Raw genomic sequence first — 15,455 nt, 5'->3', positions numbered from 1 at the left:
CGGGGAAAAATGCCGGATTATGATTCTCCGGTTAATTTGTTTCTGAAAGCGGTACAATCGGGAACAGCCAAGTGTTGCATTTGAAATGCGGACTCAAGGCCGTCTGAAAAGCATGTTTCAGACGGCCGTAATAGCATTTACGCTTTTAGCCAATGGCCAAGATTTTGAACTTGAAAGGTATAAATGAAAATTTAATGGACAATTCCACCCCAGATTTTTAATTTACTGAAAAATAAATAGAAAATAAAAACAGAAATCTGTTTAATATTAAACAAAACGCCCTGAATAAATCAGGGTGCGCGTTTTTGCAATATCAAGAAATGTAAATCCATTTGACGGCGCAATACACTATCTTTTTCGTTGACATCGGCTATAATCAATCCTTTTTTCAGACGGCTTTTCCGCCACTTAGCCCAAACCATGAACACCACCCAAATCCTCGCCCAAGAACTTTCTGCCACCCCTGCCCAAATCACCGCCGCCGTTGCCCTGCTCGACGACGGCGCGACTGTGCCCTTTATCGCCCGCTACCGCAAAGAAGCGACCGGCGGGCTGGACGACACCCAGCTGCGAACCCTGTCCGAACGTCTGCAATACCTGCGCGAACTCTTAGCGCGTAAAGAAACCGTGTTGAAATCCATCGAAGAGCAGGGCAAGTTGAGCGATGAATTAAAGGCGCAAATCGACGCCTGCGACAACAAAACCGCGCTGGAAGATTTATACCTGCCCTACAAACCCAAACGCCGCACCAAAGCGCAAATCGCCCGCGAACAGGGCTTGCAGCCGCTGGCGGATTTATTGCTAAACGACCAAACGCAAGACCCTGAAACCGCCGCTGCCGCCTATATCAGCGAAGAAGTACCCGATACCAAAGCCGCACTGGACGGCGCCCGCGCGATTTTGATGGAACAATTTGCCGAAGATGCCGAACTCATTGGTAAGCTGAGGGAAAAATTGTGGAATGAAGCCGAGATTCATGCGCAAGTGGTGGCCGGTGAAGAGGAGAAGGGCGAAAAATTCAAAGATTATTTCGACCACCGCGAACCCGTCCGTACCATGCCGAGCCACCGTACTTTGGCGGTGTTGCGCGGCCGCAATGAAGGCGTGTTGCACGTTGCACTCAAATACCAGCCCGACGAAACGCCGATTACCGAGCAGAGCGAATACGAAAAAGAGATTGCCAAACAATTCCATATTTCAGACGGCCACAAATGGCTGCGCGACACCGTGCGCCTGACTTGGCGCGCCAAAATCTTTTTGTCGCTGGAGTTGGAAGCCTTAGGCCGTCTGAAAGAAAACGCGGATAACGATGCGATTACCGTGTTTGCGCGTAATTTGAAAGACTTATTACTCGCCGCCCCCGCCGGCCGCCTGACCACATTGGGCTTAGACCCCGGCTACCGCAACGGCGTGAAATGCGCCGTGGTTGATGATACCGGCAAGTTGCTCGATACCGTGATTGTCTACCTGCACCAAGAAAACGCCATGCTGGCGACTTTGGCGCGGCTGATTAAGCAGCACCAAGTGAAACTCATCGCCATCGGCAACGGCACTGCCAGCCGCGAAACCGACAAAATCGCCGCCGAATTGGTGAAAGCCCTGCCGGAAATGGGCTTGCACAAAATCGTCGTATCCGAAGCTGGCGCGTCGATTTATTCCGCGTCCGAATTGGCCGCACGCGAATTCCCCGAACTGGACGTGAGCTTGCGCGGCGCAGTATCTATCGCCCGCCGCCTGCAAGACCCGTTGGCGGAACTGGTCAAGATCGACCCGAAATCCATCGGCGTCGGCCAGTACCAACACGATGTCAACCAAAGCCAACTGGCCAAATCGCTTGATGCCGTGGTGGAAGACTGCGTCAATGCCGTGGGCGTGGATGTCAACACCGCGTCCGCGCCGCTGCTCGCCCGCATTTCAGGACTCAACGGCACACTTGCCGCCAACATCGTGCAGTACCGCGATGAAAACGGTGCCTTCGCCAACCGCAAAGCGCTTTTGAAAGTGCCGCGTTTGGGCGGAAAAACCTTCGAGCAGGCGGCAGGGTTTCTGCGCATCAACGGCGGCAAAGAACCGCTTGATGCCAGCGCCGTCCACCCTGAAGCCTATCCGGTCGTCGCCAAAATGCTGGCCGACAAAGGCATTGCCGCCGCCGACCTCATCGGCAACCGCGAGCAAATCAAGCAAATCAACCCCGCCGATTACACCACCGAGCAATTCGGCCTGCCCACCGTATTGGATATTTTGGCCGAACTCGAAAAACCCGGCCGCGACCCGCGCGGCGAGTTTCAGACGGCCACCTTTGCCGAAGGTATTCATGAAATCAAAGATTTGCAAGTCGGTATGATTTTGGAAGGTGTGGTCAGCAACGTTGCCAACTTCGGTGCATTCGTCGATATCGGCGTACATCAGGATGGTTTGGTACACATCTCCGCCCTCTCCAACAAATTCGTGCAAGACCCGCGCGAAGTGGTGAAAGCAGGCGATGTCGTGAAAGTAAAAGTGCTCGAAGTCGACGCCGCCCGCAAACGCATCGCGCTGACCATGCGGCTGGATGACGAACCCGAAACCGCCAAACGCAGCAGGCCGTCTGAAAGCGCGGCAGGTTCACCCGCCGAGCGTAGAAGCGGCAACCGCAACCAGCGCGCTCAGCAAGGGCGTGAAAAAGCCCCCGGCAATTCGGCGATGGCGGATGCGTTTGCGAAGTTGAAAAGGTAATGAAAAAGAATGCCTTGTGATTGACTTGTAAAAAAATCCCGTTTTTTTTATCATGTCACTGCGATGTATAAAAAAAGCGGGATTTTTTTGACACATTATCTTTAACCAATGGATAAAGCTATGTACTCCATCGAACAATTCCCACCAAGCACTAGCCTGGAAAGCGTTGCCGTTTTAAAGAAACTGACATCTGCCCACCGCTATTTGGCTGAATTGAAAGGCATCTGCCGCAGCATTCCCAATCAGGCTATTTTAATCAATACCTTGTCTTTGCAAGAAGCCAAAGACAGCTCGGAAATCGAAAACATCATCACCACTCATGATGAGCTGTTTCGTGCTTCATTGCCTCATTCAGGCGAAAACAGCCCCGCCATCAAAGAGGTACAAAATTACTCGTCTGCCTTGCATTGCGGCTTTGAGTTGGTGGTACAGAGCGGGATGCTGACCAATAACCATATTTTGGCAATACAGGCGGAACTGGAGAAAAACCGCGCAGGTTTCCGCCAACAAGCGGGAACCATGCTGAAAAACGATCGCACCGGAGAGGTGGTTTATGAGCCGCCCCAGCATACCGATGATATTGTCCGCCTGATGGGTAGGTTGGAAACCTTTATTAACGATGAAAGCACAAGTGGTACAATCGATCCGCTTGTACGCATGGCACTTATCCACCATCAGTTTGAAAGTATCCACCCGTTTTATGATGGTAATGGCAGAACCGGACGGATTATCAATGTGCTGTATTTGGTTTTGCTCGGCCTGATGGATATTCCCGTGCTCTATCTAAGTCGTTATTTGGTGAAACACAAAAACGAATATTACCGTTTGTTGCAATATGTCCGTGATACCGGCGAATGGGAAAGCTGGATACTGTATATGCTTGAAGCAGTCGAGCAAACAGCCAAAAACGGTATCGATACCGTGCAGGGCATCCATCATGCCATGATGGATTACAAGCATAGAATCAGACAGGATTTCGGCTTTTACAGCCAGGATTTGATTAATCACTTATTCAACCATCCCTATACCAAAATTGAATTTATGATGAAAACCCTCAATGTATCCCGCCCAAGTGCGGCAAAATATCTGGATGAACTGACACAAAGCGGTTTTCTGCATAAAGAAAAAATCGGCAGAAGCAACTACTACATCAATATTGCCTTGATGGCTATTTTGCTGCCGAAAGAGGTATAAGCATATTATCAGGCCGTCTGAAAACAACTTTCAGACGGCCTCAAGCAGCCTTCAGAATATTCCTGTATCAACATTTTTATTTAAAGAAAACCTCCACATGGCCAAACCTCAATCCATCGAACCCAATATTGCCGACCTTGCCAATGGCTGGTTGAAACACCACCAACTCGATTACAAGCTCGAACAAGAATCGCTCAATGCAGACATCGACAAAGCCCTTGCCGAATACCATTCAAAAAGTGGCGGTACAGGAGCAAACCGCCCGGATGCCAAATTATTATTGCACAGCAGCAAAAACGGGCAGGATTTCCCGATTCTGATTGAATACAAAGGCTATCAAGACAAGCTCGTCAAGCTCGACAAAGACGGCAATATTGAAAACCGTAATGCCAAAAACGAGCCCTTGTTCAAAAACATCAAAGACTATGCCGTCAACGGTGCCGTACATTACGCCAATGCCGTGCTGCATCACACCGCCTACACCGACATCATCGCCATCGGCATCACCGGTTACCGCGATGAAAATACCACAGAAATCCACCACTAAATCGGCGTATACCATGTGGCCAAAAGTCATTTGGGTGTCGGTCAGAAAGTCGGGGAATTTACCGATTTATCGTTTCTTGCCCCGCAGCATTTCGACAACTTCATCGAACAAGTCAAAGCACTTACACTCAGTCCTGAAGAGCTGGACAGAATCAAGGCCAAGCGCGAAAGCGAAATCGACATCAGCCTGAAAAAGCTGAACAACGACATTTATCAAAACGAAAAAGGTCTGGGCGAAAACGACCGGGTTTACCTGGTTGCTGCCGCCATCATCGCCACCATCGGCATCGCAGGCAAAGTGCCGCCGCTGGAAAAAGCCGATTTGAAATCAAGCAATATGGCCGGAAACCGCGACGGCGACATCCTCATCCGCCATATTGACGCATTCTTGCAGGAGAAAAACCTGCCAACACAGAAAAAAGAGCTGATTATCCGCACCTTGTCCAATACCCTGCTCACCGACAACATCAACAAAGTGCAAAACGGCGAGAGCCAGCTCAAACGCGTATTCAGCAAAATCGTTGATGATTTGGGCATTTACTACAAAATCGGCCTCACCACCGACTTTACCGGCAAACTCTTCAACGAAATGTATTCCTGGCTCGGCTTTACCCAAGACAAGTTGAACGATGTGGTATTGACCCCGTCTTACGTTGCCACCCTGCTGGCAAAACTGGCGCGGGTAAACAAAGACAGCTACGTGTGGGATTTCGCCACCGGCTCGGCCGGTTTGCTGGTGGCTGCCATGAACGAAATGCTGATTGACGCCAAAAACAGCATAAGCTCGCCGCAGGCATTGCAACAGAAAGAAGCCCGCATCAAAGCCGAGCAGCTTTTGGGGCTGGAGCTGCTTTCCAGCGTGTATATGCTCGCCATTTTGAACATGATTCTGATGGGCGACGGCAGTGCCAATATTCTCAACAAAGATTCATTGGCCGATTTCGACGGCAAATACGGCTTCGGCAACACCGACAAACCGTTCCCCGCCGACGCCTTTATCCTCAACCCGCCGTATTCCGCCAGCGGCAACGGCATGGTGTTTGTCGAGCGCGCATTGAACATGATGGAAAAAGGCTACGCCGCCATCATTATTCAAAATTCCGCAGGCTCGGGCAGGGCGCGTGAAATCAACCGCCGCATTTTGCAAAAGCACACCCTGATTGCCAGTATCAAAATGCCGATAGACCTGTTTATCGGCAAATCCAGCGTGCAGACCAATATCTACGTTTTCCGCGTCAATGAAGCCCACCACGCAGACGAAACCGTGAAATTTATCGACTTTTCCAACGACGGCTACACCCGCACCAACCGCAAAAAAGCCAGCAACAACCTGAAAGACACCGGCAATGCCCGCGGGCGTTATGAAGAATTGGTCAATTTGGTGCGCTTCGGTAGCGGCAAACTCAGCATTTTCAGCAAAAACGAATACCACGAAGGCCGCATCGACCCGAAAAACGGCGCAGACTGGAACCAATCCGCCCCCATCGATACCCACCCGACCCTTGCCGATTTCAAGAAAACCGTTTCCGATTATCTGGCCTGGGAGGTGGCGCAACTGCTCAGGCAGCCGGAAGGTACGGACGACCACTTAAAAAAGTAGATACCCGCTTGGCCGCGCAATTGGCGGCGGTTGAGTGGGGTGAGTTTAGGATTGGCAGTCTGTTTGAAATTCTTACGCCGAAGAAACGGTTTGATGCCAACAAAGTAACCGTTTTGGAAAACGGGAAATATCCGTATGTAGTCAGAACTGCTCTGAATAACGGTATTAAAGGCTATATCGAAGAAGACCCTGTATTTTTAAACGACGGCAACACCATTTCTTTCGGACAAGATACCGCCACCATGTTTTATCAGGAAAAACCGTATTTTACAGGCGATAAAATCAAAGTGGTTAAGGCCAAAAACATCAGGCTGACAAAGCGTAACGCACAATTTCTGCTGCCGATGATGGCTAAAGCATTCAGTTCGTTTGCGTGGGGCAGTTCAAGTTTCAAGGTATCGGTTATTGAGAATACGAAAATCCAACTTCCCATTAAAAACAATGAAATAGACCTTGACTTTATGGAAAATTTCGTAGCCGAACTGGAAGCCTATCTTTCAGCCGCAGGGCTGAAAGACTACACGCTGACGGCGGCGGAAACGCAGGCTTTAGCGGATTTGGCACAGGTGCAGTGGGGCGTGTTCAATTTGGAAAAACTGTTCGGCAAAGCCACACGCGGCAAACGTCTGAAAAGTGCCGACCGCACCGCCGGTGATTTGCCGTTTGTAACCGCAGGCGAAGCCGACACCGGCGTTTCCGCCTTTATCGGCAACGATGTACACCGTTTCAAGGCCAATACCGTTACCATCGATATGTTCGGTTCGGCCAAATACCGCAATTACGAATATGGCGGGGATGACCATGTTGCTGTGGTACATACCGACAAACTGGATAAAATGGCAGCATTGTTTGCTACGGCAGCTATGCACAAAGCAGCCTATACCGGAAAGTTCAGCTATTCACGCAACTTTTATGCCAAAGATGCCGACGAATTGGATATTTTTCTGCCCGTCAATCTTTCAGACGGCCAACCTGATTACGCCTATATGCAGGTGCTGGTGTCTGCCGTACAAAAAACTGTGATTAAAGACGTGGTGCAATACACCGACCGCAAAATCGCCGCTACGCAAAGCATCATCGCCAAACAAAACGGCTGATACTGTCGAAGGTATATATGCAGCCGTTTTTGAATCCAAACGTTCAAAAAAGAGACGGAAAGCAATTTGTGAATCATCAGAGAGCCGCAAGATGGTTTGCGGCTCTTCTTTACGGTTTTTGATTCACTATCTGAGACCTTTGCACAACCCTGGATACAGCATAAAAAAGCGCTTCTGGCAGAAGACAATAAAATAAAAAAATGATAGAAAAATCTGCAAAAACAACCCCCTCCCCTCGTGGGGGAAGGTCGGGGTGGGGGCAGAGATGCTCAAATCCGAAGCGCTTCTCACGGCTTTTTCTGTTTGTGCAAAGATCTTTATCTGTTTTGTGGTTTGTGTTTGCCTGCATTAAAGTTGAAGCGCTTCCCCAGCTCTCATGCCCGCAAGCGCTTTCCGCCCAATGTTTGCCGCGCGGGGTTTTGCCGATGCCGGGGTTTAGGCTGTTGGTCGGGTCGTGTTGTTGGTAGAAGGCGCGAAGCGCTTCTTTGGCGGGGTATTGATGGCCGACGTTATGTTCGGCGGGATATTCCGCGCCGCGGGCATCGAAGGTGGCGAGCAGCCGCGCTTTCAGGGCAACGGGGTCGGCGCCTTTTTTCAAGATGTAGTCTTGGTGCATGACGTGGCAGAAGAAGTGCCCGCAGTAGAGTTTTTTCTCAATTTGCGCGTCTATGTCGGGCGGCAGTTGTTCAAACCAGTCGCTTTCGTTGCGCCGCAGTGCAATGTCGAGCGACATAATTTCCCCGATGTGTTTGCGGTGGGTGATGTAGTAGCGCATGGTTGCACCGCCGCAGGCGAAACGGTGCAAGATGGCGGCATCGCCTTCGGCGGGGCTGCACAGGTGGTATTCGCCGTCGTGTTCGCGGAAGTAGTCATCAAGGTATTGGCGCACGAGGTCGATGCCGCTGTCAGCCATTTTTAGGATGAGGTGGTGTTCGTAGCGGTCGCGGTAGTCGTACATGAATTTGGGCAGATGCCGCGGCAGACGGTTGACGATAAATTGCGTGAAGCGGTCGGAAAAGTGGCGCGGAAAGTACGGGATTTTGGCGGTGAGGCGGTCAACGGTGTTTTTGAACGCGAAGATTTTCGGAATGTAGGCGCTGCCGAAGCTGGGGATGATACGGAAGGTGTCGCGGCCGTATTTTTCCGCCAAATCAAAGAATCCGCGGTGCAGATATTCGCCGGAAACGGGCAGTTCGGTCAGGTTGCCTAAGATGTGGCGGCGGATGTCGCTAAGATGCTGCGTTGTGTTGGTGGCGATGTAAAACACTTGTTCGCGTTCGGGTTTGGCGAAGGTGTCCACACGCACGGCGAAGACGATGATCCGCCCCGCCGAGCCGGAGGCGCCGTAAAGACGGCGGCCGTCGTTGTTGTAGCGTGAAGGCGTATCGGCGTTGATGTCGCGCACGCGTTCGCCGTATCCGCGGTCGGAAGCGGCTTTGTCGAACGCGCTGATGTCGCGGTCTTAATAGTGGCGGCTTTCCAGATTGTGCAGAATGGTTTCGGGATCATCACCGACTCGTTGTGCAATTCCAGTTCGCCGGCGGCGTTAATTTGTGCATAAAGCGCCAGTTCGGTATAGGCCGGGCCGCGCCGTACCAAGGCACCGCCGCTGTTATTGCAAATGCCGCCGACGATAGACGCGCCGATGCACGAAGCGCCGATGACGCTGTGCGGTTCGCGCCGGTGCGGTGCGAGTAAATCTTCCAAGGCAAACAGCGATGCGCCGGGCAAGGCAACCGCTTGCTTGGCTTGATTGATCAGATGAATGCCGGTCAAACGGCGGGAGGAAAGAATCACCACGGGGCGGTCGTATTTGCCGTAAGGGGTTGAGCCGCCGGTCAGTCCGGTATTGGCGGCTTGGGTGATGATGATGAAATCTGCCGCAACACACAGTTTGGCGATACGCCACATTTCAATCAGGCTGCCGGCAGAATCACGGCCAAAGCGCTTCCGTTGCCGTAGCGGAATCCTTTGCAGTACGGCTGCATGCGGGCGTAGTCGTCCACAATATGTGATTTGCCGACAATCTGAGCGGCTTGGACAAGAAAATTGCTGGTGTCCATGACGGTGTCCGTGGTGAAAATGCAGCAATTGTAACGGTCTTGCCGGTAGCGGACAATGCGGTTGCGCGACATGTATTACAATTTAGGGACTGTATTAGATTGGCAGTTATGTTACTCATTCGAAAATGAAGATAACACACTGTAAATTATCTGAAAAAGTACAAAAAAAACAACAACTTGGGTTTTTGTACCCGGAGTTACTGCCCGTCCGGCTGCCGGTTTATTGGATATCCACCCCAATGCAGCAGCGTTGTTTACCGTAAAACCCGTCAGGTTGTTGCCTGCCATTTAACGCTTCAAGCAGATAAAGTTTTTGATGGTTCCGTCGGGCTGGATGGGCGGTATTCCGGCGCTCAGTGTAAAGGCAAACAGGATCGGGTAAAGCCGCTCCGTATCCGGTATTTTGAAATGGCAGGGTAAGGTTTATTACCGTTGTTGCAGAAAGCACCGGGAAAGATTACTCTACTGCCGGTTATTAAACGAAAACCAATGCCTGGCGGCATTGTTTATCCCGATTGCTGCAAAAGCCGTAATGTGCTTGATGTGGGTGAATCCACTTGTCACCGTATCAGTCACTGTACGCATTTTGTAGGACGGAAAAACCACATTAACGGGATGGAAAACTTTTGGACCGGGCAAAGCGCATGCTACGGAAATAGAATGGAATTGACCGGAAATCTTTTCCATTATTCCGGAAAGAATGCGGGTTTCGTTTTAACTTTGGCGCACCATAAAGGGCAGCTTAAAATTTTGCGAATTTGGTGTGGTATTTAAGGCTAATCTAATACAGCCCCTATATTATTATTTAATTTAGTAGCGAAATATCCATGAATAAAGCCGAACAAATATTGAAACACGCAGACAACCTTCGTAAGCAAAAAGACTTTGACGGCGCAATAGCGCTCTACAAAAACATCCGACGCGAAGATTCACCTGAAGCGTATGCCAAAGCACAATTTAACTTGGGTATCGCCTTAAAACAGCAGGGAGATATTGAAGATGCAATAACGGCTTACAAAAGCATCCGACACGAAGATTTGCCTAAGCAATATGCCAAAGCACAATTTAACTTGGGTATCGCCTTAAAACAAAAGGGTAATATTGAAGATGCAATAACGGCTTACAAAAGCATCCGACGCGAAGATTCACCTGAAGCGTATGCCAAAGCACAATTTAACTTGGGTATCGCCTTAAAACAAAAGGGTAATATTGAAGATGCAATAACGGCTTACAAAAGCATCCGACGCGAAGATTCACCTGAAGCGTATGCCAAAGCACAATTTAACTTGGGTATCGCCTTAAAACAAAACGGTAATATTGAAGATGCAGTCGCGGCATGGGGTAATAGCAAAGAATTTTATTATTGGCAGGCTGAAGCTTTGATAAGAATAGAGAAACAATACCCCAACCTTAAGAAAATATTGAATCTTGTGATTTCAATAATAGAAAATTTGAGACTTCCTCTGAATAACAATGAAATGAAAGTGGCTCACTACAGCCGCGCCACAACAGCATTAAGGTTATTGGATAAACAATCCCTCTCTTTATTTCGGTTACGCACCATTAAAACAGTTAATGACCCCATGGAAGGCTTAACATTAAACAGGTATTTGTCTTTATGCTGCCCACAGTTTTCATCAGCCCATGCCATAAAAACGAACCATCAGGAAAGCGTATTCATCAGTTGCTTTACTTTCAACCATGACAGTTTGAACCAATTCCGATTGTATGGAAAAGAAAATGGACAAGAGGCCTCCGGTGTAAGTTTGGTGTTCGATTCACGCTTTTTCAATACGTCCGTCGATTCTAACTTTACCTTTATTTCAGACAATCAAAATATCATTGAAAGCAACAAAATTAAACAACCTGCTGAGCCTGAGGAAAAACCAAGCAATATCAGCTTACTGCCAATCTACCGTTGTATCTATATCGATCCTGAAAGCGGCTATCTGAGCTTGGCGCAACGCGATGAAATCACATTTTATCGTGAAGCTTATGCTGATGCAGGGAAAGAAAATACCGCCTCAGCACAAAAAATCTGGAAAAACTATCAAACACAGATGACCATAAAGCAGGAAGAAGTAAAGCAATCTCTAGATGAAATCATAGAACACATTAGAAAAATCAGTGAAGTGGAAAATGTAGAAGATACTCTTAATTTTTTATTATTGCCGCTTAAATATTTAGTAAAACACGCGGCTTTCCATGAAGAACAAGAATGCCGGATAATGTATATTACCGATTTATCCGATGCTAAAATCCAATCTGATTGGGAAAATAAGCTAATGTATGTGAACTATAGCGGAAATGTATCTGAAGCACTCGACAAAATATATTTGTCACCGGGTGCTTTCGCATATGAAGATTTTTTCCGACGGATATTGGATACCTCGCCACATGGTTCCAAAAAACCAAGAGTACACAGATCGACAAATCCGTTCCGGCACAAGAGTTGATCAAGCTGGTTCCAAAGGCCAATCCAATGACATGACAATTAATTCTTAAAAAATTGGCCAATACACCATGAATACTGAAACCCACCCCCTTCCCCCATTTGCTCCGCCCGACGCCAACCTCCTGATGCTCGTTTCGTTCCCTCCACCGCATTCGCGCTGGAAGATGAATTTTTATTATCCAAATCTCCAAAACGATATATGGCGGATTTTCGGGAAAGTATTTTTTGACGATACGGATTATTTTATTGATGCGGCTGCAGCCGGGAAGCAATTTAAAGAGTCGTTGATCCGCTCGTTTCTGGAAGAAAAAGGGATTGCGGTTACGATACAGCGTATCGGGTGCGACGTTTGCAGGGCAATGCTTCGGATAAGTTTTTGGAAGTGGTCGAGCCGGCGGATTTGGCATCGCTGCTTTCGCGGATACCTCTGTGTCAAACGATAATGATCACGGGCAGGTTAGCAACAAATACTTTATTGCCTTTGCTACCGTCCGAAACGGAAAAGCCGAAAATCGGAGCTTGTGTGGAAACATATTTTAGAAGAACACTGCGGCTTTACCGCCTGCCTTCGTCATCACGGGTATATCCTTTGACATTGGAGAAAAAAACGGCTGCTTATCGGGCTTTGTTTGCAGATTTAGGTTGGTTGTAAACGGCTGATATTAAGGCAAACAGCCATGAAAGCATCATTTCTAAAAGAAAACCCTGTTCATTTTAAACAATAATTCTATTGGGCTTTTCTTTCCAACTGACATCATCGATTTGCTTTCAAAATGTAAATATGCGCTGAAAACCAACTTTGTTCTTTGACAAAATTTAACGACTCACCTAATATTGCCTATTGCCAATTATCTTTCATAAACCTTTTTTTTATAGAGAGAAACTATTATGGAATGGGAATTCAACAGCTACTACACTCTGATTGCGGCGACCCTGGTGCTACTTTTGGGTAAATTTTTAGTAAAAAAAGTCCACCTCCTGCAAAATTTCAATATTCCCGAACCTGTTGCCGGCGGCCTGATTGCGGCCTTGGTGCTGTTTGTTTTGCACCAAATGTACGGCGTCAGCTTCAAGTTTGAAAAATCACTGCAAGACGCATTCATGCTGATTTTCTTTACCTCTATTGGCCTGAGTGCAGACTTCTCGCGCTTGAAAGCCGGTGGTTTGCCATTGGTGATTTTTACCATAGTAGTCGGCTTGTTTATTGTTGTACAAAACGCTGTGGGTGTCGGTTTGGCAACTGTATTGGGCTTGGATCCGTTGATTGGTTTGATGACCGGTTCGGTAACCTTGACCGGCGGCCACGGTACCGCAGGCGCGTGGGGACCGACCTTTGAGAAAGAATACGGGGCCGTCGGTGCGACAACCTTGGGCATAGCAGCAGCCACATTCGGCTTGGTTTTCGGTGGTTTGATTGGCGGTCCTGTGGCACGCCGTCTGATTAACCGTCAAGGCCGTAAGCCGCTTTTTGCTGCAGAAACCTCAACAGAAAACACAAACGACAACAACGACGACATTTTTGAAAAAGCCCACCGCCAACGCCTGATTACCGCAGACAGCGCTGTAGAAACATTGGCTATGTTTGCCGCATGTTTGGCGTTTGCTGAAATAGTGGATGGTTATGATAAGCAATATTTGATCAATTTGCCGAAATTCGTATGGTGCCTGTTCTTCGGGGTGATTCTGCGCAATATTTTGACTACTGCATTTAAAGTCAATATGTTTGATCGTGCGATTGACGTATTCGGCAATGCTTCCCTGTCATTATTCTTGGCAATGGCTTTGCTGAACTTGAAACTGTGGGAATTGACCGGTATGGCCGGCCCCGTGGCGATTATTTTAACGGTACAAGTGGTGGTGATGATTTTATATGCTACCCTGGTTACTTATGTGGTAATGGGTCGCGACTACGATGCCGCCGTATTGTCTGCGGGTCACTGCGGCTTCGGTATGGGTGCCACGCCGACTGCGGTTGCGAATATGCAGTCTGTAACCCAAACATTCGGCTCATCACACAAAGCGTTTTTGATTGTACCAATGGTCGGCGCCTTCTTCGTCGATATCATCAATGTGATTATTCTGTCGGGCTTCTTAAACTTCCTCAAATAATCAGTTAATGAAAGAAAAAGCACTTGTAACATCTTACTTGTTACAAGTGCTTTTGCTATTATGCCGTCTGAAATATCAAAAATGTGTATGGCCTTTTAATTAGACATGGCAATACCTGTTAAGGAGAACATTATGTATCGAAAACTGCTGGCTTTAACGCTCTCAGCCGGCTTGCTGGCTGCTTGCGGCGATGATTCAACCAAGCAGAATACCACGGCTGACTTGGTCTGTACCGACCCTGTCATAGTGCAAAGCGTCCGCAACACTATTCAAGACATCATCAAACAGGAAGCCCGCGCTTTCGCCCGTAACGACAGCCGGCAATTTGTCGATGCCGATAAAATCATTGCCGCCGGTTCCCTGCTCGACATTACATTAGAAGATGCCCAAACCATACGGGAAGGCAATAAAACCTTGTGCAGCGCAGGCTTACGCATCGTCATCCCGACCGATATTGCCAACAGTGCCGCGACAAACAGCCCGTTGATTTACGGCAATACCACCATAAGAGAAATCATTGAACAAAAAATCACAGGCAGCATCCTGAGCTATTCAGGCAACAGCTTCACTACCACCATCCACTACACCCCAAAAAAAACCGATGGTGTCAGCCTCGAAGACAATGCCGTCACCTTAACTGCACAAACCTTATATGCCGCCCTGCTGCCTTACGGCGTGAAAAGCATTGTTATGATTGACGGCAAAGCAGTCAGCAAAGAAGAAGCCCTCCGCCCGAACACAACCGAATCTTTTGACGAACCGCCTGAAGCCGATCCGGAAGATATTTTGGAAAACAATGCTGCCAGCCAATCAGACGGCGTGCCGCAAGACTTAATCGGCTTGGATTCGCATACCGAAATCATTAGTCCGAATACGGATCATTCTTCTCAGAATTCATCATTCTCCATAAATGACTTGGAAAACGCACGCGCACAGAACCGACAAGCCGAAGCAGAAATCAACGGCGTATGGAACAGCATGGAGCACGGCGTACAGCAAGGTATGTTGGACGAACAACGCAGCTGGATTCAAAGCAAATCGCAAAACTGCCTGCAAGCCGCAGCACCTGCCGATAATCCGGCTCAAGCCGAGTATCTTCAGTTGCAATGCGACACCCGCATGACCCGTGAACGCACTCAATACCTGCGCGGCTTTACCATTCAATAAGCACCAAACTTAAGCGGGACTTCTACCAAAAAGCCCCGTTTTTTATATCACTTATTATTCATAAACGCATCCAACCATAACGCATCCCAACCATATTGAAGGCCGTCTGAACACTTTCAGACGGCCTTCAAATCAAACAACTTTCTAACTTTTTACCGAAGCATGATAATATTTATATACCTCGTCCATATTGTCACATTCATACAGCTTCCCCGCATCCAACACCACCGCATTATCGCAATACCGTTTCACCGCACTGTGGCTGTGCAACACCAAAATAATCGAACGGTCTTTACGTTTCTCAAACAACTCATATTGGCATTTATCTATAAAACGCGAGTCACACACCGCAATAACCTCATCAATCAAATAGCAGTCAAACTCCACCGCCAACGATAGCGCAAAAGCCAAGCGCGCCTTCATTCCTGAGAAATAACGCATCACCGGTTCATAAAAATATTGACCCAATCCGGAAAATTCTTCTGTAAACGCCTTCACATAATCAATAT

Annotated in this window: 9 protein-coding genes and 3 pseudogenes; 10 read left to right on the top strand and 2 right to left on the bottom strand. The window is 48.3% G+C overall.

The genetic code is table 11. The annotated features are described in order from the left end of the window. The first annotated feature begins 420 nt into the window (after positions 1 to 420). The 5 genes from C7N83_RS09300 to C7N83_RS09285 all read left to right on the top strand — a co-directional run bounded on the left by C7N83_RS09300 (position 421) and on the right by C7N83_RS09285 (position 7,152). On the top strand, positions 421 to 2,715 hold the full coding sequence (locus tag C7N83_RS09300) for a Tex family protein (protein ID WP_106742209.1): 2,295 nt from the start codon (positions 421 to 423) through the stop codon (positions 2,713 to 2,715). A gap of 120 nt (positions 2,716 to 2,835) precedes the next feature. Continuing rightward, positions 2,836 to 3,909 (top strand): Fic family protein, encoded by a 1,074-nt coding sequence (locus C7N83_RS09295; protein WP_106742212.1) that lies wholly within the window; start codon positions 2,836 to 2,838, stop codon positions 3,907 to 3,909. A 97-nt stretch (positions 3,910 to 4,006) separates the two neighbouring features. Beyond that, positions 4,007 to 4,456 carry a VRR-NUC domain-containing protein gene (locus C7N83_RS16120; protein ID WP_245911188.1) on the top strand — a complete coding sequence of 150 codons (450 nt, stop codon included), beginning with the start codon at positions 4,007 to 4,009 and terminating at the stop codon, positions 4,454 to 4,456. A gap of 15 nt (positions 4,457 to 4,471) precedes the next feature. Continuing rightward, on the top strand, positions 4,472 to 6,055 hold the full coding sequence (locus C7N83_RS09290; protein WP_245911187.1) for an HsdM family class I SAM-dependent methyltransferase: 1,584 nt from the start codon (positions 4,472 to 4,474) through the stop codon (positions 6,053 to 6,055). A gap of 8 nt (positions 6,056 to 6,063) precedes the next feature. Then, positions 6,064 to 7,152, top strand: coding sequence for a restriction endonuclease subunit S (locus C7N83_RS09285; protein ID WP_211296625.1), 1,089 nt, complete (start codon positions 6,064 to 6,066; stop codon positions 7,150 to 7,152). 391 nt (positions 7,153 to 7,543) lie between these two features. Here the strand turns inward: C7N83_RS09285 and dld are convergent. Continuing rightward, positions 7,544 to 9,215: pseudogene (gene dld / locus C7N83_RS09280) on the bottom strand (D-lactate dehydrogenase); the annotation flags it as partial. Between the two features lie 154 nt (positions 9,216 to 9,369). Here dld and C7N83_RS09275 point away from each other — a divergent pair. The 5 genes and pseudogenes from C7N83_RS09275 to C7N83_RS09255 all read left to right on the top strand — a co-directional run. Continuing rightward, positions 9,370 to 9,989 (top strand): annotated as a pseudogene (locus tag C7N83_RS09275) (transposase); the annotation flags it as partial. Between the two features lie 53 nt (positions 9,990 to 10,042). Continuing rightward, the gene (locus tag C7N83_RS09270) at positions 10,043 to 11,671 is read left to right on the top strand and encodes a tetratricopeptide repeat protein (RefSeq protein ID WP_106742207.1); all 1,629 of its coding nucleotides are present in this window, start codon (positions 10,043 to 10,045) and stop codon (positions 11,669 to 11,671) included. 67 nt (positions 11,672 to 11,738) lie between these two features. After that, positions 11,739 to 12,113: a uracil-DNA glycosylase family protein gene (locus C7N83_RS16115; protein ID WP_245911186.1), complete on the top strand. Its 375-nt coding sequence runs from the start codon at positions 11,739 to 11,741 to the stop codon at positions 12,111 to 12,113. Positions 12,114 to 12,558: 445 nt separating this feature from the next. Beyond that, positions 12,559 to 13,779, top strand: a complete 1,221-nt coding sequence (gene gltS, locus C7N83_RS09260; RefSeq protein WP_106742205.1) for a sodium/glutamate symporter — start codon at positions 12,559 to 12,561, stop codon at positions 13,777 to 13,779. A gap of 132 nt (positions 13,780 to 13,911) precedes the next feature. Next, the gene (locus C7N83_RS09255) at positions 13,912 to 14,946 is read left to right on the top strand and encodes a lysozyme inhibitor LprI family protein (RefSeq protein WP_106742204.1); all 1,035 of its coding nucleotides are present in this window, start codon (positions 13,912 to 13,914) and stop codon (positions 14,944 to 14,946) included. 144 nt (positions 14,947 to 15,090) lie between these two features. Here C7N83_RS09255 and C7N83_RS09250 read toward each other — a convergent pair. Further along, a pseudogene (locus tag C7N83_RS09250) lies at positions 15,091 to 15,455 on the bottom strand (ABC transporter ATP-binding protein); the annotation flags it as partial.

The sequence above is a fragment of the Neisseria iguanae genome (genome assembly GCF_003013245.1).
Lineage (GTDB): Bacteria > Pseudomonadota > Gammaproteobacteria > Burkholderiales > Neisseriaceae > Neisseria > Neisseria iguanae.
This window is presented reverse-complemented; position numbering and strand designations above follow the sequence as displayed.

Coding starts and splice junctions, on each gene's coding strand:
- C7N83_RS09300 (WP_106742209.1), top strand. CDS start 421: ATGAACACCACCCAAATCCTCGCCCAAGAACTTTCTGCCACCCCTGCC.
- C7N83_RS09295 (WP_106742212.1), top strand. CDS start 2,836: ATGTACTCCATCGAACAATTCCCACCAAGCACTAGCCTGGAAAGCGTT.
- C7N83_RS16120 (WP_245911188.1), top strand. CDS start 4,007: ATGGCCAAACCTCAATCCATCGAACCCAATATTGCCGACCTTGCCAAT.
- C7N83_RS09270 (WP_106742207.1), top strand. CDS start 10,043: ATGAATAAAGCCGAACAAATATTGAAACACGCAGACAACCTTCGTAAG.
- C7N83_RS16115 (WP_245911186.1), top strand. CDS start 11,739: ATGAATACTGAAACCCACCCCCTTCCCCCATTTGCTCCGCCCGACGCC.
- gltS (WP_106742205.1), top strand. CDS start 12,559: ATGGAATGGGAATTCAACAGCTACTACACTCTGATTGCGGCGACCCTG.
- C7N83_RS09255 (WP_106742204.1), top strand. CDS start 13,912: ATGTATCGAAAACTGCTGGCTTTAACGCTCTCAGCCGGCTTGCTGGCT.